The organism is Salmonella sp. SG203, assembly GCF_013350575.1.
Lineage (GTDB): Bacteria > Pseudomonadota > Gammaproteobacteria > Enterobacterales > Enterobacteriaceae > Salmonella > Salmonella enterica.
In genome coordinates this window covers 199,775-219,173 of record NZ_SNMT01000009.1, presented here as the reverse complement: position 1 = coordinate 219,173, position 19,399 = coordinate 199,775, and the positions used below count along the sequence as shown (strand labels likewise).

The 19,399-nt window shown below is 54.1% G+C and carries 17 protein-coding genes, 2 tRNA genes and 1 rRNA gene; 10 read left to right on the top strand and 10 right to left on the bottom strand.

Annotation, left to right across the window (positions count from 1 at the left end):
* The 3 genes from rrf to dkgB all read left to right on the top strand — a co-directional run.
* Window positions 1–104 (top strand): 5S ribosomal RNA (rrf, locus tag HV477_RS15130); the annotation flags it as partial.
* A gap of 191 nt (window positions 105–295) precedes the next feature.
* A tRNA-Asp gene (locus tag HV477_RS15125) sits at window positions 296–372 on the top strand.
* Between the two features lie 164 nt (window positions 373–536).
* The gene (gene dkgB / locus HV477_RS15120; RefSeq protein WP_000154885.1) at window positions 537–1,340 is read left to right on the top strand and encodes a 2,5-didehydrogluconate reductase DkgB; all 804 of its coding nucleotides are present in this window, start codon (window positions 537–539) and stop codon (window positions 1,338–1,340) included.
* Window positions 1,341–1,360: 20 nt separating this feature from the next.
* Here dkgB and yafC read toward each other — a convergent pair whose 3' ends face one another.
* Complete coding sequence (gene yafC, locus HV477_RS15115; RefSeq protein WP_000648534.1) at window positions 1,361–2,275, bottom strand: DNA-binding transcriptional regulator YafC; 915 nt, start codon at window positions 2,273–2,275, stop codon at window positions 1,361–1,363.
* Between the two features lie 104 nt (window positions 2,276–2,379).
* On the opposite strand from yafC, the gene HV477_RS15110 reads away from it, so the two are divergent.
* From HV477_RS15110 to HV477_RS15100, 3 genes are all read left to right on the top strand, one after another.
* A complete protein-coding gene (locus HV477_RS15110) occupies window positions 2,380–3,555 on the top strand; it encodes an MFS transporter (RefSeq protein WP_175065154.1) in 1,176 nt (391 codons plus the stop codon).
* A gap of 131 nt (window positions 3,556–3,686) precedes the next feature.
* Window positions 3,687–4,487: an endonuclease/exonuclease/phosphatase family protein gene (locus tag HV477_RS15105; protein WP_001230970.1), complete on the top strand. Its 801-nt coding sequence runs from the start codon at window positions 3,687–3,689 to the stop codon at window positions 4,485–4,487.
* Between the two features lie 77 nt (window positions 4,488–4,564).
* Entirely contained in the window at window positions 4,565–5,335 is a 771-nt protein-coding gene (locus tag HV477_RS15100) for a class I SAM-dependent methyltransferase (protein ID WP_000207237.1), read from the top strand.
* Window positions 5,336–5,390: 55 nt separating this feature from the next.
* Here the strand turns inward: HV477_RS15100 and mltD are convergent, their stop codons facing one another.
* Both mltD and gloB read right to left on the bottom strand, forming a co-directional pair.
* Window positions 5,391–6,758: a murein transglycosylase D gene (gene mltD / locus HV477_RS15095; RefSeq protein WP_000644706.1), complete on the bottom strand. Its 1,368-nt coding sequence runs from the start codon at window positions 6,756–6,758 to the stop codon at window positions 5,391–5,393.
* Between the two features lie 71 nt (window positions 6,759–6,829).
* The gene (gene gloB / locus HV477_RS15090; protein WP_001052773.1) at window positions 6,830–7,585 is read right to left on the bottom strand and encodes a hydroxyacylglutathione hydrolase; all 756 of its coding nucleotides are present in this window, start codon (window positions 7,583–7,585) and stop codon (window positions 6,830–6,832) included.
* A gap of 34 nt (window positions 7,586–7,619) precedes the next feature.
* Between gloB and HV477_RS15085 the strand changes: the two genes are divergently transcribed.
* A complete protein-coding gene (locus HV477_RS15085) occupies window positions 7,620–8,342 on the top strand; it encodes a class I SAM-dependent methyltransferase (protein WP_000801238.1) in 723 nt (240 codons plus the stop codon).
* Here the strand turns inward: HV477_RS15085 and rnhA are convergent.
* Window positions 8,339–8,806, bottom strand: coding sequence for a ribonuclease HI (gene rnhA / locus HV477_RS15080; protein ID WP_000917872.1), 468 nt, complete (start codon window positions 8,804–8,806; stop codon window positions 8,339–8,341). The two genes, HV477_RS15085 and rnhA, sit on opposite strands and share 4 nt — an antisense overlap.
* 63 nt (window positions 8,807–8,869) lie before the next feature.
* Here rnhA and dnaQ point away from each other — a divergent pair, with 63 nt between their 5' ends.
* Both dnaQ and HV477_RS15070 read left to right on the top strand, forming a co-directional pair.
* Window positions 8,870–9,601 carry a DNA polymerase III subunit epsilon gene (dnaQ, locus tag HV477_RS15075; RefSeq protein ID WP_001670675.1) on the top strand — a complete coding sequence of 244 codons (732 nt, stop codon included), beginning with the start codon at window positions 8,870–8,872 and terminating at the stop codon, window positions 9,599–9,601.
* 133 nt (window positions 9,602–9,734) lie between these two features.
* Window positions 9,735–9,811 (top strand) — tRNA-Asp (locus HV477_RS15070).
* 320 nt (window positions 9,812–10,131) lie between these two features.
* On the opposite strand, the gene HV477_RS15065 is transcribed toward HV477_RS15070, so the two are convergent.
* Genes HV477_RS15065 through tagK form a run of 6 tightly spaced genes read right to left on the bottom strand, consistent with a single transcriptional unit; the run spans window position 10,132 to window position 16,293 of the window.
* The gene (locus tag HV477_RS15065) at window positions 10,132–11,187 is read right to left on the bottom strand and encodes an ImpA family type VI secretion system protein (protein ID WP_000367614.1); all 1,056 of its coding nucleotides are present in this window, start codon (window positions 11,185–11,187) and stop codon (window positions 10,132–10,134) included.
* A 10-nt stretch (window positions 11,188–11,197) separates the two neighbouring features.
* Window positions 11,198–12,193, bottom strand: coding sequence for a type VI secretion system baseplate subunit TssG (gene tssG, locus HV477_RS15060; protein WP_000145239.1), 996 nt, complete (start codon window positions 12,191–12,193; stop codon window positions 11,198–11,200).
* The gene (gene tssF, locus HV477_RS15055) at window positions 12,190–14,073 is read right to left on the bottom strand and encodes a type VI secretion system baseplate subunit TssF (RefSeq protein WP_023238769.1); all 1,884 of its coding nucleotides are present in this window, start codon (window positions 14,071–14,073) and stop codon (window positions 12,190–12,192) included. The genes tssG and tssF overlap by 4 nt, the downstream gene beginning before the upstream one ends.
* Before the next feature lie 15 nt (window positions 14,074–14,088).
* Window positions 14,089–14,583 (bottom strand): type VI secretion system baseplate subunit TssE, encoded by a 495-nt coding sequence (gene tssE / locus HV477_RS15050; protein WP_000108007.1) that lies wholly within the window; start codon window positions 14,581–14,583, stop codon window positions 14,089–14,091.
* Window positions 14,580–15,404 carry a type VI secretion system accessory protein TagJ gene (locus HV477_RS15045; protein ID WP_079899322.1) on the bottom strand — a complete coding sequence of 275 codons (825 nt, stop codon included), beginning with the start codon at window positions 15,402–15,404 and terminating at the stop codon, window positions 14,580–14,582. The genes tssE and HV477_RS15045 overlap by 4 nt, the downstream gene beginning before the upstream one ends.
* Entirely contained in the window at window positions 15,391–16,293 is a 903-nt protein-coding gene (gene tagK, locus HV477_RS15040) for a type VI secretion system-associated protein TagK (protein WP_079899323.1), read from the bottom strand. The genes HV477_RS15045 and tagK overlap by 14 nt, the downstream gene beginning before the upstream one ends.
* A 367-nt stretch (window positions 16,294–16,660) precedes the next feature.
* Here tagK and tssH point away from each other — a divergent pair, with 367 nt between their 5' ends.
* Entirely contained in the window at window positions 16,661–19,300 is a 2,640-nt protein-coding gene (gene tssH, locus HV477_RS15035; protein ID WP_079899324.1) for a type VI secretion system ATPase TssH, read from the top strand.
* Window positions 19,301–19,399: the final 99 nt, after the last annotated feature.

Genomic DNA, 19,399 nt, shown 5'->3' with positions numbered 1-19,399 from the left:
AGCGCGGTGGTCCCACCTGACCCCATGCCGAACTCAGAAGTGAAACGCCGTAGCGCCGATGGTAGTGTGGGGTCTCCCCATGCGAGAGTAGGGAACTGCCAGGCATCAAATTAGAAGTATGGCATTAACTTTCGGGGCAGTTCACTACTCGACAGAGAGTAGGACAAAAGCGAAAGCTTTTGAACGTTGCGAAGCAACGGCCCGAAGGGTGAATCACGAAGTGATTCATAAACTGCCAGGCATCAAATTGCAGTAAACCGGGATGAAAATCCGGGTTGTGACAAAGAAATTCGGTGGAGCGGTAGTTCAGTTGGTTAGAATACCTGCCTGTCACGCAGGGGGTCGCGGGTTCGAGTCCCGTCCGTTCCGCCACTTATTAAGAGCCCTGAGCATTAGCTCAGGGCTTTTTCTTTGCCTGCGATTTAATTATTGCTCAATTCGCAAAAATCCTCTGCATTTCTCGCTCTTTTTCTACAAAGCGCTGAAGGTCATAATCCCCTCAGTTAACGAACATAGTGATTAAAAAGAGGAATTCTATGACTATCCCTGCATTCGGTTTAGGTACTTTTCGCCTGAAAGACGACGTGGTTATCGCTTCTGTGAAAACGGCGCTTGAACTGGGCTACCGTGCTGTCGACACTGCGCAAATCTATGATAATGAAGCGGCTGTTGGACAGGCGATTACTGAGAGCGGCGTACCACGTAGCGAGCTGTACATCACCACCAAGATCTGGATTGAAAACCTTAGCAAAGACAAGCTAATCCCAAGCCTGAAAGAGAGCCTGAAAAAACTGCGTACCGATTATGTCGATCTGACGCTGATCCACTGGCCATCTCCGGGTGATGCTGTGTCTGTCGAAGAATTTATGCTGGCATTGCTGGAAGCTAAAAAACAAGGGCTGACTCGCGAAATTGGCATTTCAAACTTCACCATTCCGTTGATGAAAAAGGCTATTGCCGCGGTGGGCGCAGACAATATCGCCACCAACCAGATTGAGCTATCTCCGTATCTGCAGAATCGTAAGGTGGTTGACTGGGCGAAAGCGCACGGTATCCACATCACCTCTTATATGACGCTGGCATACGGTAAGGCGCTGAAAGATGAAGTGATTGCGCGCATTGCGGCTAAACATAATGCGACCCCGGCGCAGGTTATTCTGGCATGGGCAATGGGTGAAGGTTACTCCGTGATCCCTTCATCCACCAGGCGTGAAAATCTGGCAAGCAACCTGCTGGCGCAGGATCTGCATCTGGATGCCGAAGATAAAAATGCGATCGCGGCACTGGACTGCAACGATCGTCTGGTTAGCCCGGAAGGACTGGCTCCTGCCTGGGATTAATTACCCGATCCTTTGTACCTTTACCCCTCTTTCACAGCTCCTGCGGGAGCTGTTCTTATATATTCGCTCAAAAAGTCGATAAATGCCCGAATGCGTGTGCTGACGGCGCGATCGCTGTAGTAAACGGCGCTGAAAGGCATTTCTACCGGCAGACGTTTATCGGCCAGCAGTTCCACCAGTTCTCCCCGCGCGATCTCTTTATCAATCATATAATCTGAAAGACATGCAATGCCGTTACCGTTCAGGCAAAGTTGTTTTAACGTTTCCCCGCTATTGGAAGAAATCCCACATTTGATCTCATGGAGCTGCCCGTCGCTACAGGCAATCGGCCAGGTATTGAGCGAAACAGGTTCTGAGAACCCCAGGCACAGATGCCGTTTTAACTCTTCAACGGTCTCTGGCTTGCCAAAACGGGCAATATAATCCGGTGAGGCGATAATCTTACGATAACTGGTAAATAACGGACGCGCGCGCAGACTTGAATCTGTCAACGTGCCTGCGCGTATCGCAACATCCACTTTTCGTTCAATAAGATTGATGAACGTTTCTGAGGAGACAAGAGACAACGTTATTTCCGGATACCGTTCACGAAAAGGTTTAATCAGCGGCATCAGGAAATGCAGCATTACCGGCGTTGCCGCATCGATACGCAGTAAGCCGCGCGGGGTATTACGCGACTCCATGATTTCCGTTTCTGCGGCGGCCATTTCTTGCAGTATCTGCTGCACGCGCCTGAAGTATCGCTCTCCTTCTTCAGTCAGGCTCAGCTGTCGGGTCGTACGATTAAGCAGACTGACGCCGAGCTTCATCTCCAGCTTTTTAACTGCCCGGCTGACAGCGGAATTGGCCTGTCCAAGCTGCTCTGCCGCCCGGCTGAAGCTGCCGCTTTCCACGACAGCGACAAAAATTGCGAGTTCTTCGGAGGTGGCTTTCATTTTTGCTCCTGAAGCAAAATTAAATTGATATTTTGGCTATTTTTGTCATTAAAACATCCAGGCATACTGCGTGTCATCTGATTACTGCTGTTATGGAGTTATGTATGCCTCTCGCTTTATTTGCACTGACAATAAGTGCTTTCGCTATCGGTACGACTGAGTTTGTGATTGTCGGCCTGGTGCCGACCATTGCTCAACAACTGGCTATCTCGTTACCTTCCGCCGGAATGCTGGTTTCAATCTATGCGCTGGGTGTGGCTATTGGCGCGCCGGTGCTAACCGCGCTGACCGGACGCCTGCCGCGTAAACAGTTACTGGTCGCGCTGATGGTCTTGTTTACGGCGGGGAATTTGCTGGCATGGCAGGCACCGGGCTATATGACATTAATCGTCGCCCGTCTGCTGACGGGCCTGGCGCACGGCGTGTTCTTCTCGATTGGATCTACCATCGCGACAAGTCTGGTGCCAAAAGAGAAAGCGGCTTCTGCGATCGCTATTATGTTTGGTGGTTTAACGGTAGCGCTGGTCACGGGCGTGCCGCTGGGAACATTTATCGGTCAGCATTTTGGCTGGCGTGAGACCTTCCTTGCGGTATCACTGTTAGGCGTGATTGCGCTGATGAGCAGTCAACTGCTGATCCCGGCCAACATTCCCGGTCGGGCGGCCGCCAGCATTCGTGACCAGGTGAAAGTACTGACTCATCCTCGTCTGTTGCTGATTTACGCCGTTACGGCGCTGGGCTACGGCGGGGTATTCACGGCATTCACCTTCCTGGCGCCAATGATGCAGGATCTGGCGGGATTCTCCCCGGCAGCGGTAAGCTGGATCTTACTGGGGTATGGCGTATCAGTGGCTATCGGCAATATCTGGGGCGGTAAACTGGCGGATAAGCATGGTGCCGTGCCGGCGCTGAAATTCATTTTCGCCGCGCTGTTTGTTCTGCTGATGGTCTTCCAGGTGACGGCCTCCACGCAGTATGCCGCGCTGGCTACCATCCTAGTGATGGGGATCTTTGCCTTCGGTAACGTACCGGGGTTGCAGGTCTATGTGGTACAGAAAGCGGAACAATTCACGCCTAATGCGGTAGATGTGGCGTCAGGTCTGAACATTGCGGCGTTTAACATTGGTATTGCGCTGGGCTCCGTGATTGGCGGGCAAACGGTGGAGCATTACGGTTTGGCGCAGACGCCGTGGATTGGCGCCCTCATTGTTCTGGTGGCTTTCCTGCTGATGGGTATCAGCGGACGTCTTGATAAACCTGTACGCATTGCTCTGGAGTAAATTATTGATGTAAGCGCCTACTTACAAAACAAACTGCAATTGTTCGTTGAAAGTGAGTGCTAAAATCCCTATAACAGAAGAACCAGTCCGGTTGAGGACTGGTTGACGTTACAGAGGTTTGAAAGTCAAAAGTGCGAAAAAATACCTATGCGATGCGCTATGTTGCCGGACAGCCCGCCGAGCGGATTTTGCCGCCAGGGTCGTTTGCGAGCATCGGCCAGGCATTGCCCGCCGGGGAACCGCTAAGCAGTGAAGAGCGGATCCGTATCCTCGTGTGGAATATATTCAAGCAGCAGCGAGCCGAATGGTTATCGGTGCTGAAGAACTACGGCAAAGATGCGCATCTGGTCCTGTTGCAGGAGGCGCAGACGACGCCTGAGCTGGTACAGTTTGCCACCGCTAACTATCTTGCCGCCGACCAGGTTCCCGCTTTTGTATTACCTCAGCATCCGTCTGGCGTCATGACGCTGTCTGCCGCCCATCCTGTTTACTGCTGCCCTTTACGGGAAAGAGAACCAATTTTACGTTTGGCGAAATCAGCCCTGGTGACGGTATATCCCTTGCCGGATACCCGTTTATTAATGGTAGTAAATGTTCATGCGGTAAATTTTAGTCTGGGCGTGGACGTATACAGTAAGCAGTTACTTCCGATCGGCGACCAGATTGCGCACCATAGCGGCCCTGTCATTATGGCGGGGGATTTTAATGCCTGGAGCCGCCCACGTATGAATGCGTTGTACCGCTTTGCACGTGAGATGTCGCTGCGCCAGGTGCGTTTCACTGACGATCAGCGCCGTCGTGCGTTTGGACGACCGCTGGATTTTGTTTTTTATCGTGGGTTAAACGTGAATGAAGCCTCCGTACTGGTGACGCGCGCTTCCGATCACAATCCGCTACTCGTTGAATTCAGTCCCGGCAAACCTGAGCAATAAAGGTGCGTCAGGTCTGCCGTGGGGCAGGCCTCTTCGGGTGCTGCCCTCTATTTTTCTCATAACAGAAGGGCACTACCATGACAACGCATTCCCATCATGACAATGTTGAAAAGCAGTTTGGTTCACAGGCGAACGCCTATTTACATAGCGCCGTTCACGCATCGGGTCGTGACTTAGCGCGGCTGGCGCAAAGGCTGTCTGATTTTTCCCACGCGAACGTACTGGATATGGGATGTGGAGCTGGACACGCGAGTTTTGTCGCTGCGCAACATGCCAACTCGGTCGTGGCATACGATTTATCCGCCAGCATGCTTGAGGTTGTCGCTGGAGCGGCGGAAGAAAGACATTTAAGTAATATTACTCTCCGCCAAGGCTATGCCGAAAAACTGCCCTTTGAAGATGCATCGTTTGAGGTGGTGATTAGCCGCTATTCCGCGCATCACTGGCACGACGTTGGTCAGGCATTGCGTGAGGTTTATCGTGTATTAAAACCCGGCGGCGTGCTGATTATCATGGATGTCATGTCGCCTGGACATCCTGTACGCGATATCTGGCTGCAAACGGTGGAGGCGTTACGCGACACGTCGCATGTCCGTAACTATTCCAGTGGCGAATGGCTGACGATGGTCAATAACGCGATGCTGGTAACGAATACCGTGATAACCGATCGTTTATCGCTGGAGTTTCGCTCATGGGTAACGCGGATGCGTACGCCAGCGCCGTTGGTTGAGGCGATTCGATTATATCAGGCGAGTGCCCCGGTAGAGGTGAAGCGTTATTTTGAGTTGCAGGATGACGGCTCGTTTAGCAGCGATACTATCATGCTGGAAGCGCATAAAGCGGTATAGCAATTTAAAAGGCGCCGGGGGAAGCGGCGCCTTTTGGCTTTTTCGTCGGACAATATCAGGAGTCTGGCGTGCTATTGTCCTTCACAAACAACGTAAGCTGATCGCCCGGTTGTAGATTATCCGTATCATGGTTCCAACGCATCACATCTTTGATATTCACCCCGTGACGTCTGGCGATACTGGAAAGCGAATCGCCTTTACGGACACGATAGGTAATGCTATCGCTATTGTTTGCCAGTCGTTGCGCGCTGCTGCCAGCGCCCACGGTCAGGCTTTGCCCGATTTTCAGGCGCGAACCACGCAGGTTGTTCCACTGCTGCAAGTCCTTCGTGCTTACGCCAAGCCGCGAAGCAATACCGGAAAGCGTATCGCCAGAGCGCACCTTATAGCTACGGCTATTCAACGGCGTATTGTCGGCGATCAGTTGGGACTGAACGGCGTCAATCTCACCGGAAGCCAGCGACTCACGCAACTGCTCGGCATGCTTTTTGGGCACCATAACATATTGCGGACCGCTTACGCCTAAGGTAGACCCTTTTACACCGGCATTAAACGTCTTCAGCTTGCTGATAGACATGCCCGCCATATCCGCAACCTGCGCCATTTCAACTGGACTGTTTAAACGAACTCGTGCCAGCGCTCGGCTTTCATCTGTTGTTGGCAGACGTACGCCGTAGCGTTTGCTGTTTTTGAGAATTTCACTCAATGCCAGCATCTTAGGTACGTAGAGTTTTGTTTCTCTGGGCAAAGAAAGCGACCAGAAATCCGTCGGTTTTCCACGCGCTTTGTTTGCTTTAATTGCCCGCATAACACGGCCTTCGCCGCTGTTATACGCTGCAACGGTTAACAGCCAGTCGCCGTCAAACATTTTGTTCAGACGCTGCATCATGTCTAACGCGGCGGTCGTAGAGGCTACAACATCGCGACGCGCGTCATAATTACGGGTCTGCTTTAAACCATAATTGCGCCCTGTGCTCGGTATGATCTGCCAGATGCCTGCGGCATTGGCGCCAGACGTTGCGTGAGGATCAAAAGCGCTCTCCACTATGGGTAGTAGTACCAGCTCCATAGGCATGTTACGTTTCTTAACCTGCCCCGCTATCCAGTACATATACGGCTCTGCCCGTAAAGTTACATCGTGGAGATAGCTCTTATTGCGTAAATACTTCTGTTTCTGTTCGCGAATCCGGCTGTTCTCCGGAATTCCCATCTTTAGCTCGTCGCCAATGAAAGCCCACAAGTCCTGATCTGGCGCGATAGACGTTCCGTCGTCCATCCATCGTGCCTGACTCGTAAACTTTCCTGCTTCCCCTTGACCAGCTGCAGAAAGGCTCTGTGCGTGCTGTTGGACGTTGCCAGTGTTCTGAGACGTCTGGCACCCCACAAGCAGGACAGAGGCGAGTAATATCGCTTTTGCCTTCATGTGTGTGTCAATAGTTGCTTAAAAGACGACCGATCATAACGGCGAAGTTAGCGAATGACAAGTAAGAATTATCAGAACGTGTCTTTCTTTGACCTTAACCATGCAAAACGCGCTTCTGGTTGTTGCAATATTGTTTCTTTGTTTATTTCGTTAATTAAATCAATATCTTCAGTTCTTAAAAAAAGATTAATCTTACGCTCATTTTTAAGAATAACGGGTAATGTCATTTGTTTTTTTACACGTAACTCTTTAACTTTACGATAATATTCATTTATGAACGAATCGTGCGGAAGTATGCTCAATGCGAACTTAATGTTAGCTAAAGTGTATTCGTGAGCGCAGCAAATGAGCGTGTCGTCAGGCAGAGAGTTAATTTTCATAAGTGACTGATACATCTGTGATGGCGTGCCTTCAAACAGTCGACCACAGCCGCCAGAAAACAGCGTGTCGCCGCAGAATAAGTAAGGGTGGCTAAAGTAACAGACGTGTCCTAACGTGTGACCCGGCGTGGCAAAAAGAGTAAATTTCTCGCCTAAAACGCGAATAGTATCGCCATCGCCAACAAGATGGGTTGCTCCCTTGTCTTGCGTTTCCGCCGGTCCATAAACCGTCATTTGCGGGAAGTGTTGCAACAGCTCTTTGACTCCGCCAACATGGTCGTGATGGTGATGCGTCAGAAAAATCGCCTCCGGCATCCACTTATGTTCAGCAATGGCCTTTAAGACGGGTGCCGCTTCGCCGGGATCAACAATCACACAGCGGCCTTCATCATTGGTCAGCACCCAGATGTAATTGTCCTGAAACGCGGGAATACTGTTAAGATTCATATATTACCTCTCAAATAATTAGCGGAAGGTTGCGATGAAACCGGCAAGGCTCTCTCAAACTGTCGTTGCGCCCGGATGTTGGGGTGAGTTGCCCTGGGGCAATTACTACCGTGAGGCGCTGGAACAGCAGCTAAATCCGTGGTTTGCAAAAATGTATGGTTTCCATTTGCTTAAAATCGGTAATTTAAGCGCAGAAATCAATTCCGAAGCGTGCGCGGTCTCCCATCAAGTGAATGTTTCATCGCAGGGGTCGCCGATGCAGGTTCTGGCCGATCCGCTACACCTTCCTTTTGCGGATAAATCCGTCGATGTTTGTCTGCTGGCGCATACTTTGCCGTGGTGTACTGACCCGCACCGTTTATTGCGGGAAGCCGACCGCGTATTGATTGATGACGGTTGGCTGGTCATCAGTGGATTTAACCCGCTGAGTTTGATGGGGTTACGTAAACTGGTACCCGTTTTACGTAAAACACCGCCCTATAATAGTCGGATGTTTACCCTTATGCGGCAACTGGACTGGCTGTCTTTACTCAATTTCGAAGTGCTACATTATAGCCGTTTTCATGTCTTACCCTGGAAAAAGCAGGGAGGGCGGCTTTTAAATACGCATATCCCGGCGCTGGGCTGTTTACAGCTTATTGTGGCCCGTAAGCGGACCATTCCGCTTACGCTTAATCCGCTGCGACATAATAAAAGTAAAACCCCTATCCGCCAGACCGTTGGCGCCACCCGGCAATATCGCAAACCGGATGGCTAAGCTTCTGCCTGGTAGCCACTATCTTCCTGCGTGGGATTCATTGCCGCGGCGCGCGCCAGTTCATCACAACGCTCGTTTTCGGGATGGCCTGCATGGCCTTTGACCCATACCCATTTGATCTGATGCTGGCCTAACGCAGCATCGAGACGTTTCCACAGATCGACATTTTTTACGGGTTTCTTTTCCGCTGTTTTCCAGCCGCGTTTCTTCCAGTTATGAATCCATTGGGTAATTCCTTGCCGCACATATTGGCTGTCGGTGCTCAATGTCACTTCGCAATGTTCTTTTAACGCTTCAAGCGCGACGATCGCCGCCATCAGTTCCATACGGTTATTGGTGGTCAGCGTGTAACCTTCACTAAACGTTTTTTCATGACCGCGATAGCGTAAGATAGCGCCATAACCACCAGGCCCTGGATTCCCCAGGCAAGAGCCATCGGTGAAAATTTCTACCTGTTTAAGCATCTCTGGTAGACTTCCTGTAATTGAAATCGATAACAAAACGCAAGTCTGACATAAATGACCGATATGAGCACTGCAATTACACGACAGATTGTCCTCGATACCGAAACCACCGGTATGAACCAGATAGGCGCGCACTATGAAGGTCACAAGATTATTGAGATCGGTGCGGTTGAGGTGATAAACCGTCGTCTGACCGGCAACAATTTTCATGTTTACCTGAAGCCGGATCGGCTGGTGGATCCGGAGGCGTTTGGCGTACACGGTATTGCCGATGAGTTTCTGCTGGATAAGCCGGTTTTTGCTGATGTGGTCGATGAGTTTCTTGATTATATCCGCGGCGCGGAGCTGGTCATCCATAACGCATCGTTCGATATCGGCTTTATGGATTATGAGTTTGGTCTGCTTAAACGCGATATTCCTAAAACCAATACTTTCTGCAAAGTTACCGATAGCCTGGCGTTGGCGCGGAAAATGTTCCCCGGCAAGCGTAACAGCCTTGATGCGCTGTGTTCGCGTTATGAGATAGATAATAGCAAACGTACTTTGCACGGCGCATTGCTCGATGCCCAGATCCTTGCCGAAGTGTATCTGGCGATGACGGGCGGGCAAACGTCCATGACGTTTGCGATGGAAGGAGAGACGCAACGGCAGCAAGGTGAAGCGACCATTCAGCGAATCGTTCGCCAGGCCAGCCGGTTACGGGTCGTTTTTGCCTCTGAGGAAGAGCTGGCTGCGCATGAATCGCGGCTTGATCTGGTGCAGAAAAAGGGCGGAAGTTGCCTTTGGCGGGCGTAATTTATTCCTTTTTAGGCTATAAAAATCATCCTTCGGGCGATTTTTGCAGCAACTGATTCAAAAGGTGAGAAAAAGCGTTGACGGGCGACACCGCAAACCGTAATATTCGCCTCGTTCCCAGCGGGAACATCACGGAGCGGTAGTTCAGTTGGTTAGAATACCTGCCTGTCACGCAGGGGGTCGCGGGTTCGAGTCCCGTCCGTTCCGCCAGATACAAATCTCAGGGTGTTTTTATACATCCTGTGAAGTAAAAAAAACCGTATCACTGTAAAAGGGATACGGTTTTTTTTCGTCTTCAAGAAGTTCCACCGTCTATCGTGGAATCTGGCGCAAATGGGCCTACGCCTGGATGACGAACAGGATATTACCGCCACTTCTTTCACTGTCATGGTTATTTTGTCCCACTGACATTTAAGGCGCGGCCTCATGGCGGTGCTTAACCGGGATCGGGACATGTTCAGCGCAGAAGCAGACTGCGTAATGTTGATGTCACTCAGATAATCACGGAGAACCGCCAGACATGCGCATCATCACTCCAGGGCATCCCACTTCTCCAGCAACTCCACCGGGATCTCATTGATCACCTCCGAGAACCGTTTTCCCACCAGTCTTTCAGCCTGACGTAACAGTGGGATGGTCGGGCTGCTGGGTTCACTGCTCTCAAACCAGCGACGAATGCACCGCAGGCGCTCCAGCGCATCATTACGATCGCGAATTGGCCCCGGTTCAGCATTGTGTGGGAGGGATATACCGGGTGGCGCGTTGACAGGCGGCACATCCTCTGCCCGTGCCGGAACGGCATTATCCATAACCGTGCCTGCGGGGTCTGGCACTGGCGCTGGCGACGGAGGGATTTCCGGTGTGGTTGTCTGTACCACGTCAGGCAGCAGCGCTAACAACTGCCGCAGGCGTGAAAAATCTGGAGCCAGATCGCCTAATGTCTCACGCGCCCACACTTGCAGGCGTTCTGCGCTTTCCTGCGCTTCGCGAAACGCCGCCAGCGGTAATGCCCCACGGGCTTCGAGGTCGGCCAGTTGCTGGCGGACGGATTCGGGGGCCAGCGCATCAGCCGGGCGAGGGGCGGATAACGCGCGCTCGACATCCCGTACCTGCAGGCGCAGGACGGCACTGTTTGACAGCGTGATACCGCGAATGTCTGCCATCACGCCTTCGTGATCCAGCAGCGCCGCCAGGGCATTACTGCGCGCTAGCGCCGCATCTTCAATAGATTCTGCGGGTGCGCCTTCGCCGGTAAGCAGCTGTGGATGGAGTGCATCGGACCAGATTACGCTCAGTTCTGCCAGTTGCGTGAGCATTTCCGCCAGTCCCTGTGCGCCAGCCTGCTGGATGCGACTGCGCAGCAGCAGGATCAACACCCGGATATCCTTACTGCGCGTGAGCAGACGGCGCGCATCACGCTCAATTTCCGGCCAGTTCACGGCTTCCGGCGTACTGACAAAATCACCATATTGCGCCTCCGCCTGAGGGGCGGCGCGGCTGAACAGCAGCAGGTATTCCGGGTCGTACTCCGGATCGGGGCCGCAGGGTTGTTCCGCGCTTACCGGTTTAGTCAGGGACATATCCATATCATTACTCTCAGTGGGTTAAGCCGTGTTCAGGTTCAAAAATCATGCCGGTCACCGGACGGTCATGCATGGCTTTACCTGCCCAGGCCGTCCAGCCAAGCCGCTGCGCGCCGCCGATCACCGCAGGCGGTGCGGCATGAGGCTTCAACTGCAGCTCAATTTCCCAGCAATATTCAAAACCGATGAACGTACGCACCAGTTCTGTCAGCACGGGCAGATTGTTGCCGCCGGGCAGAAAACGCAGGTAATCCTCCAGCGTGAGCGGGCCGATAATTAGCCGGAATTTGTACTGCATATCCGGTACGGCCTGGCCGATAAGCGCCCCGTTGCCCAGCACCGAAGACTGCGCGGGCGTGCCCAGACGGGTGATTTCATCGTTCGCCACCGTTATCCAGTGCAGGGCGAACTCTTTCACCGCAAAAGGTACGCTGAAATAGTGCGCCAGCGTGGCGGCCAGCCCGTCAGGATTGCGCGATTCGCGTACCAGATGGGCGGAGGCAGCCAGGCGAACATGATCTGACAGCGGGCTTTCGGCGCTTTCCCGTAGATCCTGCCCGCTGAGACTGGCGATATAAAACGCAAAACGGTCGTGTTCCGGTTTGTCCAGCCCGCCACCAGCGGACTGGGCGCTGCGCCATGCCTGCCAGAACTGCGTCAGCCAGCGGTGGTGAAAAATATTGGAAAAATGAACCAGCGTCGGATCGTGACGGCTCTCTGAGCGATTTAGCGCCAGCTCGGTATAGTGCAGCGGCAACGGGCCGTTTGGCCCCCATAGTCCGAGGCTGTACAGGCTCAGGTGCAGGCGTCCATCCTGCCAGCTGACCTGGGCGATTTCCCGTGGCGCAAAGGTCATCGTCGGCGTCTGTCCCAGACGGAATTTTTCCATCCGTGGCTGCCAGATACTGCCTGCCGGAGTATCACAGAGCTGGGCATCCACGCGCCGCATCAGGTTCAGGAATCCGTAACGCCAGGGGGTTTTCTGCGCCTGGTCGAGAGCGCCGGTCATACGCTCCCCCGTTGCCCGGTTCTGACCGGCCAGGTCATGACATGCCCGCGTTGCATCGAGTGCAGCGTCATCTGCGAGAAGGTATTAATGGAAACATGGCGGGCAATATAGTGTTCCAGCACCAGACCGAACAGGTAAGGACTGATACCGGAAAATCCTTCTTCGTCCACGGTCAGTTCGCAACTGACGCCCCGGCCATAGACCAACAGGCCGGAGCCGGGCAGGCGGCGGGTCACCGGGGTGGTTTTGCAGCCAATCAGGCTGCGCACCTGGCGCGACTGCGGGCTGTCGTGAGCCGGGATAAACAGATTCAGCAGATCGCGCAGCGCCTGGCCGCCGGTACGGTGATCCAGATCGGCCAGCGGCAGATAATTAAACGACAACTGCCGGATCAGCCGCCAGGCCATTTCGCGTTCAGCCAGCGGCGGCTGCGGCGGGCGCGGCGGTCTGATAAGACCCACGCCCGCCACCGGAATCGCCGCATCTACGGTCAGATCATCCCGGCCATTACGTGGAATAAGGCAGGGCAGATCGCGGTTAGTCACCATTGCCGTGACGGTGATATGGCGCAGATTTTCCGGGTAGGGCGCTTCATGCTGATCAACCAGCGAGAGGAAGACTTCCGAGCCGGTATAGGGGGTTCGGGTGCCATAGCGGCGGGCGCTTTCTGACGATCGGCGCGGCTCACGACGCAGTGAAAAATAACGCCCGTGGTTGCCTTCGTCATTATTACGGGTGTGATACAGCGGACGAAAAATCATCTTCCGTGTGGTTTCCGCTTCCAGGCCTTCGACTTCCTGGACAGAAAACACCTCGTAATCCAGCGGACGGGTACGATCCACCACCAGATGCTGTTCCGTCACGCTGTGAGTGACTTCAATCCGGGTGGTGGTGCGAGGAAACAGGTTGATCACCGGCGTACAGAACAGGCTGAACTGTGCAGCGTCCGTCTGATGAATCAGCCAGTCCGGCGGCAGGCGGTTAAGCAGTATGACAATTTCCGCCACATTGCCCTGCACCTTTTGTAGACCGGCAGACAATCCGGTCGGGGTGAAGAAGTAAAACCGTTCCGGACAGGCGAAAAATTCATGCAGCAGATTATGGCCGTGAAACACGTTCCAGGCGAGCGGCAGCAGCCCCTGCCCTGGCTCCAGCCCTTCGTGCGCCACCGGGTGTTGAAGATTCACATTCAGTTCGCCGTCAAAGTGTCCGGGCTCACCGGCCAGTGTGGCGACGGCGCTGGTATGCAGCAGCTCAAACAGGTGTGACGCAATGCGTTCTTCGCCGCAGAGGTAAAAGGGCAGCCGTGCCGGACCGGCCAGCTCGCTGAAAGTCAGTTCCCCGAAGGTTCGCAGGGTGATGCGCAATGCCCCGGCGACATGAATATTAGGCGGCAGATAGCGGTGCAGGGCGGGCATATCCGGCGGCGCGGCGGTCAGGCGTACCTCCTCGATGGACAGCGGCCACAGAGTGACGTCCTGGCTGCTGCGAAACTGGCAGGCGGTATTTTCACCTTCCGGGATAGGGGAAACGAACGCGGTATCGCGCGGCACGGTGACCCCTTTCGCCAGGTCGCCTTCCTGCGTATCGGGATACAGCTTTACCACTGCCATCGATGGCGTGGGGGTGACGTAATTGGGGCTGACGACTTCCAGTAACCGCTGTGTGAAGCGGGGAAACTCGGCGTCAATTTTTAGCTGAGTGCGGGCGCTCAGAAAGCTGAACGCCTCGATCATGCGTTCCACATACGGGTCGGCAATATCGGTTCCCTGCATCCCCAGCCGGGCGGCAATTTTGGGATGGAGGGTGGCGAACTCAGCACCGGTCTCCCGCAGGTAGCTCAGTTCGCGGTTGTAATACTCCAGTAGCCGTGGATCCATGAATAATGCCCTGTATTAAAAGAACGTAATGCGGCTCAGCTCCATATCCAGCGCGCTGCGTACCAGAAACTCCGTGGGATACGGCTGCGTCAGAATTTGTCCGCGAATTTCAAACTGTAGCGTGTTATAGCTACCCTGCCGGGTTTTATCGAGCAAGGGCGTGACCCTGAGTGTGGCGGCGTTCAGCCGGGGTTCGAAACGGATAATGGCGCGCCGGATCGCCTCGCTGATATCGTCCCACTTATGCTCATACATAAAGCTGCCCGCCAGCGGCGGCAGGCCATAGTTGAGCACTGACGCCGCCGCCTGCGGATAGCGCCGGGCGTCGATGTCACCTTCGTGGCTAATGGTATTGAGCAAAAAGGAGAGATCCCGACGAATGATCTCCTTCAGTTGTACCGGCGTGACGCTGATATCCCGGTCAATTTTCTGATACGGAGCATTGTCACACAGCCGATCAAATAGGGTGGGCAGCAGGTGGTTAGCGGGTGTAAAACGAGACGTGCTCATGCGCCATCGTTTTCCTGAGCATGAAAGGTACAATGGGCCATGTCCAGCAGGCTGATATCGCCGTGGCTGGTCAGCCACACTTTCTGCCCCTGCGCTCGCACGATGGTTTCGCCGGGGCCATCCTGCCAGGCGGTTTCCCGGCACAGACGCAGGGCGTCAGATGCACTTTCCGAACCGCTGTAGCGGGTAAAGAGCCAGGCGCCGTGCGTATCGCCATTCACAAGGGTGATATTAACGGGTTTCCACAGCAGATCGGTCAGGCGCGTCGGTTGCGGCGATTCCAGCGAGCGTATTTGCGAAAACGGCAGCCAGATATACACGCCGCCGGTGACCAGCTCAAGTACCGGGCCAAGGCGGGAATCGCTGTCGCTCGCCCAGTCAAATGCGCCGCCGTTCCACTGCCCGCCCGTGTCTGTTATGGCTTCCAGTGCGGTATTACGGTGTTTATCAACCTCACCGGTATCGTCATGACAGGCGAGTGCCGCCAGCAGTGACTCCACCCAAACGGGCTGCGGCAGAAGAAAACCGGGTCGTTGTTCACCCTGAAAAACGGTGTGGCGGAACATTTCGCAGCGAACCAGCTCCCGGTACAGCCGGGCCTCCTGGGTATAATTGGCCTCCATCCTGGCGCATAGCTGAAGCTGGTGTAGCGCCCGCGACCAGTCTCCGGCCACACACAGCAACTGAAACAGGCTGTGGCGGCAGAGCGCTTTCGCCGGATTTTCCCGAACCTGCTGCTCCGCCATCTGAATCCCCTCCGCAATAGAGTATTCCTGTAGCAGCGCGGACAGGGTAGCAGGAAGCGTGTCAGTTTTTTTCATGGGCGGTATTTCCATTTTTCTGTGTCGGAGTGATTCGGTAGTGGCTATCGATGCCAATAATACGATGCTCGCGGCGGGTCAGATCGGGCAGTATCTCGCTATGTGCGGTTTTCCCCGCCAGTTCCGGTGAGAGCAGTTGCAGGATATCGGGCATTGATTCCATCGCCAGCCAGTGCATTTCACCCTCACCGGTCGTGTCCAGCGTATCCAGAATGGCATCAATACCGGGCGCGCCTGCCACCATATCCTGTAACGTGTCGGTGTCGCCCTTTTTATCGTATAACGACGTCAAGTCCTGGGTGACTGCGTCTTCATTTCGGGGAAACGGTTTAGGACGGAGGGGCTTTTCCTGCCCGGAGGGCCGCAATGCCTGCTGATATTCCTGGTAAAGCTGGTGTAGCGTGCTATCCGCTTCATGGCTGGTGTAAGAGGACGCGGTTTCCCGGACGGGAATAATATCGAACGGGTTCTGCGGATTGAGCTGTTGTTGTTTAAACCAGTCCAGATCCAGGTACTCAGCAACGGATTCAGATGACTGAACCAACTGAGGAAACGAAACATCGGGACGGGACTCATCATTGGTGCGGGCAAGGCACCAGGATGACAGACCCCATTCAATCGTATCTCCATCATTCAGCCGCATACGGTGATGAGGTTCCATCACCTGCTCATTGACGGCACAGCACAGTTCATCCGAGTGATTGACAATCCACCACGCCTCTTCGTGGCGAACAAGACTGAGCGCGATATCGTCTTTCCCATGTTGCTCAAAAAGCGGAATGTAGGGGGCGGCGGCAGTAAATACGATGTATGTCCCTGCGGGATACTGTGCGTTATCCGTTATACCCTGCGACTGTATTTTCCGTAATTCCCACATGTCTTGTTTCATTATGTCCCTTAAATGTATTTATTTTTCTGGAGGAAACGTTTAGGGAGTTTTAATTCATAAATAATTTTAACTAAATTCATAGGGAGTCATTATTGATGACACCCTTTTTATTATTTTCGTCGTGAATGCATTGTTGTATGCATAGATGTCTTTTTTGAAATATTATTTCTTTTAATTCTGCAATTGCGATTTTTATCTTGCTGTTCATTGATTATTTAATATTAACGGCTTAGTTGCTAATTAGTCCCTGATCTGTATCATTGTTTTGTTTCGATATTTTTTCGAGGCTATCAATAAAGAATTGTTTATATATTTATATGCATTGATGCATTATTTTTATGAATTTTTATGTCACAAGGCATAACACATGGAAACTCCTGTTTCACGCAGTGCGTTGTATGGAAAACTGGCCGGCCCACTATTCCGGTCGCTGGAATCGGCAACGGCATTTTGCAAACTACGCTCTAATCCCTGGGTTGAGCTGACTCACTGGCTGCACCAGTTAACACAGCAGCCCGATAACGATATTCTCCACGTTCTTCGGCATTACCAGATCCCTCTTTCTGATGTGGAGAAAGCGTTGCTCCGGCAACTGGATATGCTGCCCGCCGGGGCCAGCGCCATCAGTGATTTTTCTCACCATATCGATCTCAGCGTTGAAAAGGCCTGGATGCTGGCGAGCGTCCGTTACGGCGATAACAAAATTCGCAGCGGCTGGTTGCTGCTGGCCTTGTTGACCACGCCAGAACTGCGTCGGGTACTGAGCAGTATCTGCGCGCCGCTGGCCACGCTTCCGGTTGATGAACTGACGGAAATACTGCCCTCGTTGATCGAAACATCGCCGGAAGCGCAGGAGCGCCCTTACGACGGCTCCGGTCTGGCATCAGCCATTCCCGGTGAAAGCAGCCAGGCGATTCCCAACGGCGTGCAGGACGGTAAATCCGCGCTGGCAAAATACTGTCAGGACATGACGGCACAGGCGCGCGACGGCAAAATCGACCCGGTGACGGGGCGTGAGCATGAAATCCGCACCATGACGGATATTCTGCTGCGCCGTCGCCAGAATAATCCACTACTGACTGGTGAGGCGGGCGTCGGAAAGACGGCGGTCGTCGAAGGTTTTGCCCTCGCGATTGCGCAGGGGGAAGTGCCGCCCGCGCTGCGGGAAGTACGGCTGCTGGCGCTGGACGTTGGCGCTCTGTTGGCCGGAGCCAGCATGAAAGGCGAGTTTGAATCTCGTCTGAAAGGGTTACTGGAAGAGGCCGGGCGCTCGCCGCAGCCGGTTATTCTGTTTGTCGATGAAGTTCACACTCTGGTGGGCGCGGGCGGCGCATCCGGCACGGGCGATGCCGCTAACCTGCTGAAACCGGCGCTGGCGCGCGGCACCCTGCGGACTATCGGCGCCACCACCTGGAGCGAATACAAGCGCCATATTGAGAAAGATCCGGCGCTGACCCGGCGTTTTCAGGTGTTGCAGATTGCCGAGCCGGAAGAGATCCCCGCAATGGAAATGGTGCGTGGTCTGGTGGATACGCTGGAAAAACACCATAACGTACTGATTCTGGATGAGGCGGTACGTGCGGCGGTACAGCTTTCTCACCGCTACATTCCCGCCCGGCAGTTGCCGGATAAGGCCATCAGCCTGCTGGATACCGCCGCGGCCCGCGTGGCGCTGACGCTGCACACGCCGCCTGCCAGCGTACAGTTCCTGCGCCAGCAGCTAAAAGCGGCGGAAATGGAACGGTCGCTGTTGCAGAAGCAGGAAAAAATGGGGATTCAGTCAGATGAGCGGCGCGATGCGCTGACGGCGCGAATTTTCTCGCTCAACAATGAACTGACTGCATCCGAATCTCGCTGGCAGCGGGAGCTGGAACTGGTACATACGTTGCAGGAACTGCGTGTCGCAGAGTCTGATGCTGATGACAAAACCACGCTGCAACAGGCCGAAACGGCGCTAAGGGAGTGGCAGGGCGACGCGCCGGTGGTGTTCCCGGAAGTCAGCGCGGCGGTTGTCGCGGCGATTGTCGCCGACTGGACCGGTATTCCTGCCGGGCGCATGGTGAAAGATGAGGCCAGCCAGGTGCTGGAACTGCCTGCCCGACTGGCGCAACGCGTTACCGGGCAAGACGGCGCGCTGGCGCAGATTGGTGAACGTATTCAGACCGCCAGGGCGGGACTGGGCGATCCACGCAAACCGGTGGGCGTGTTTATGCTGGCCGGGCCGTCCGGTGTCGGTAAAACCGAAACCGCGCTGGCGCTGGCGGAGGCTATCTACGGCGGTGAGCAGAACCTGGTAACCATCAATATGAGCGAGTTCCAGGAGGCTCACACCGTTTCCACGCTGAAAGGCGCGCCCCCCGGCTATGTGGGCTATGGCGAGGGTGGTGTGCTGACGGAAGCAGTGCGTCGCCACCCCTGGAGCGTAGTGCTGCTCGACGAGATCGAAAAAGCGCACCATGACGTCCATGAACTCTTCTATCAGGTGTTTGACAAGGGCGGGATGGAGGACGGTGAGGGAACACATGTCGATTTCAAAAACACCACGCTATTACTCACCACCAACGTGGGTTCCGACCTCATCAGCCAGATGTGTGAAGATCCGGCCTTAATGCCCGATGCTACGGGGCTTAAAGAGGCGCTAATGCCGGAATTGCGCAAGCATTTCCCGGCGGCATTTCTGGGCCGCGTGACGGTGATCCCTTACCTGCCGCTGGACGAAACGTCGCGTGGCGTGATTGCCCGTCTGCACCTTGACCGGCTGGTGGCGCGGATGAGTGAACAGCACGGCGTGACGCTGACGTATAGCGAGGAACTGGTCGCACATATTGTGGCGTGCTGTCCAATGCATGAAACGGGCGCGCGGTTGCTGATTGGCTACATCGAACAGCACATTCTGCCACGACTGTCGCGCTACTGGTTGCAGGCCATGACGGAAAAAGCCGCGATCAGGCAGATTGATATCGGCGTTAATGGTGATGAGCAGATTGTTTTTGAGATCGTTTGCTGAAACCGGCCGTTCGAAGTGTCCGTAGTGCGATTTTAAAAACTGTACCGGTATACCGCTCCCCTTGCGGCAACCAGTTGACTAAAAAGGAAATGAAGGATT

Coding starts and splice junctions, on each gene's coding strand:
- dkgB (WP_000154885.1), top strand. CDS start 537: ATGACTATCCCTGCATTCGGTTTAGGTACTTTTCGCCTGAAAGACGAC.
- yafC (WP_000648534.1), bottom strand. CDS start 2,275: ATGAAAGCCACCTCCGAAGAACTCGCAATTTTTGTCGCTGTCGTGGAA.
- HV477_RS15110 (WP_175065154.1), top strand. CDS start 2,380: ATGCCTCTCGCTTTATTTGCACTGACAATAAGTGCTTTCGCTATCGGT.
- HV477_RS15100 (WP_000207237.1), top strand. CDS start 4,565: ATGACAACGCATTCCCATCATGACAATGTTGAAAAGCAGTTTGGTTCA.
- mltD (WP_000644706.1), bottom strand. CDS start 6,758: ATGAAGGCAAAAGCGATATTACTCGCCTCTGTCCTGCTTGTGGGGTGC.
- gloB (WP_001052773.1), bottom strand. CDS start 7,585: ATGAATCTTAACAGTATTCCCGCGTTTCAGGACAATTACATCTGGGTG.
- HV477_RS15085 (WP_000801238.1), top strand. CDS start 7,620: ATGAAACCGGCAAGGCTCTCTCAAACTGTCGTTGCGCCCGGATGTTGG.
- rnhA (WP_000917872.1), bottom strand. CDS start 8,806: ATGCTTAAACAGGTAGAAATTTTCACCGATGGCTCTTGCCTGGGGAAT.
- dnaQ (WP_001670675.1), top strand. CDS start 8,870: ATGAGCACTGCAATTACACGACAGATTGTCCTCGATACCGAAACCACC.
- HV477_RS15065 (WP_000367614.1), bottom strand. CDS start 11,187: ATGGATATGTCCCTGACTAAACCGGTAAGCGCGGAACAACCCTGCGGC.
- tssG (WP_000145239.1), bottom strand. CDS start 12,193: ATGACCGGCGCTCTCGACCAGGCGCAGAAAACCCCCTGGCGTTACGGA.
- tssF (WP_023238769.1), bottom strand. CDS start 14,073: ATGGATCCACGGCTACTGGAGTATTACAACCGCGAACTGAGCTACCTG.
- tssE (WP_000108007.1), bottom strand. CDS start 14,583: ATGAGCACGTCTCGTTTTACACCCGCTAACCACCTGCTGCCCACCCTA.
- HV477_RS15045 (WP_079899322.1), bottom strand. CDS start 15,404: ATGAAAAAAACTGACACGCTTCCTGCTACCCTGTCCGCGCTGCTACAG.
- tagK (WP_079899323.1), bottom strand. CDS start 16,293: ATGAAACAAGACATGTGGGAATTACGGAAAATACAGTCGCAGGGTATA.
- tssH (WP_079899324.1), top strand. CDS start 16,661: ATGGAAACTCCTGTTTCACGCAGTGCGTTGTATGGAAAACTGGCCGGC.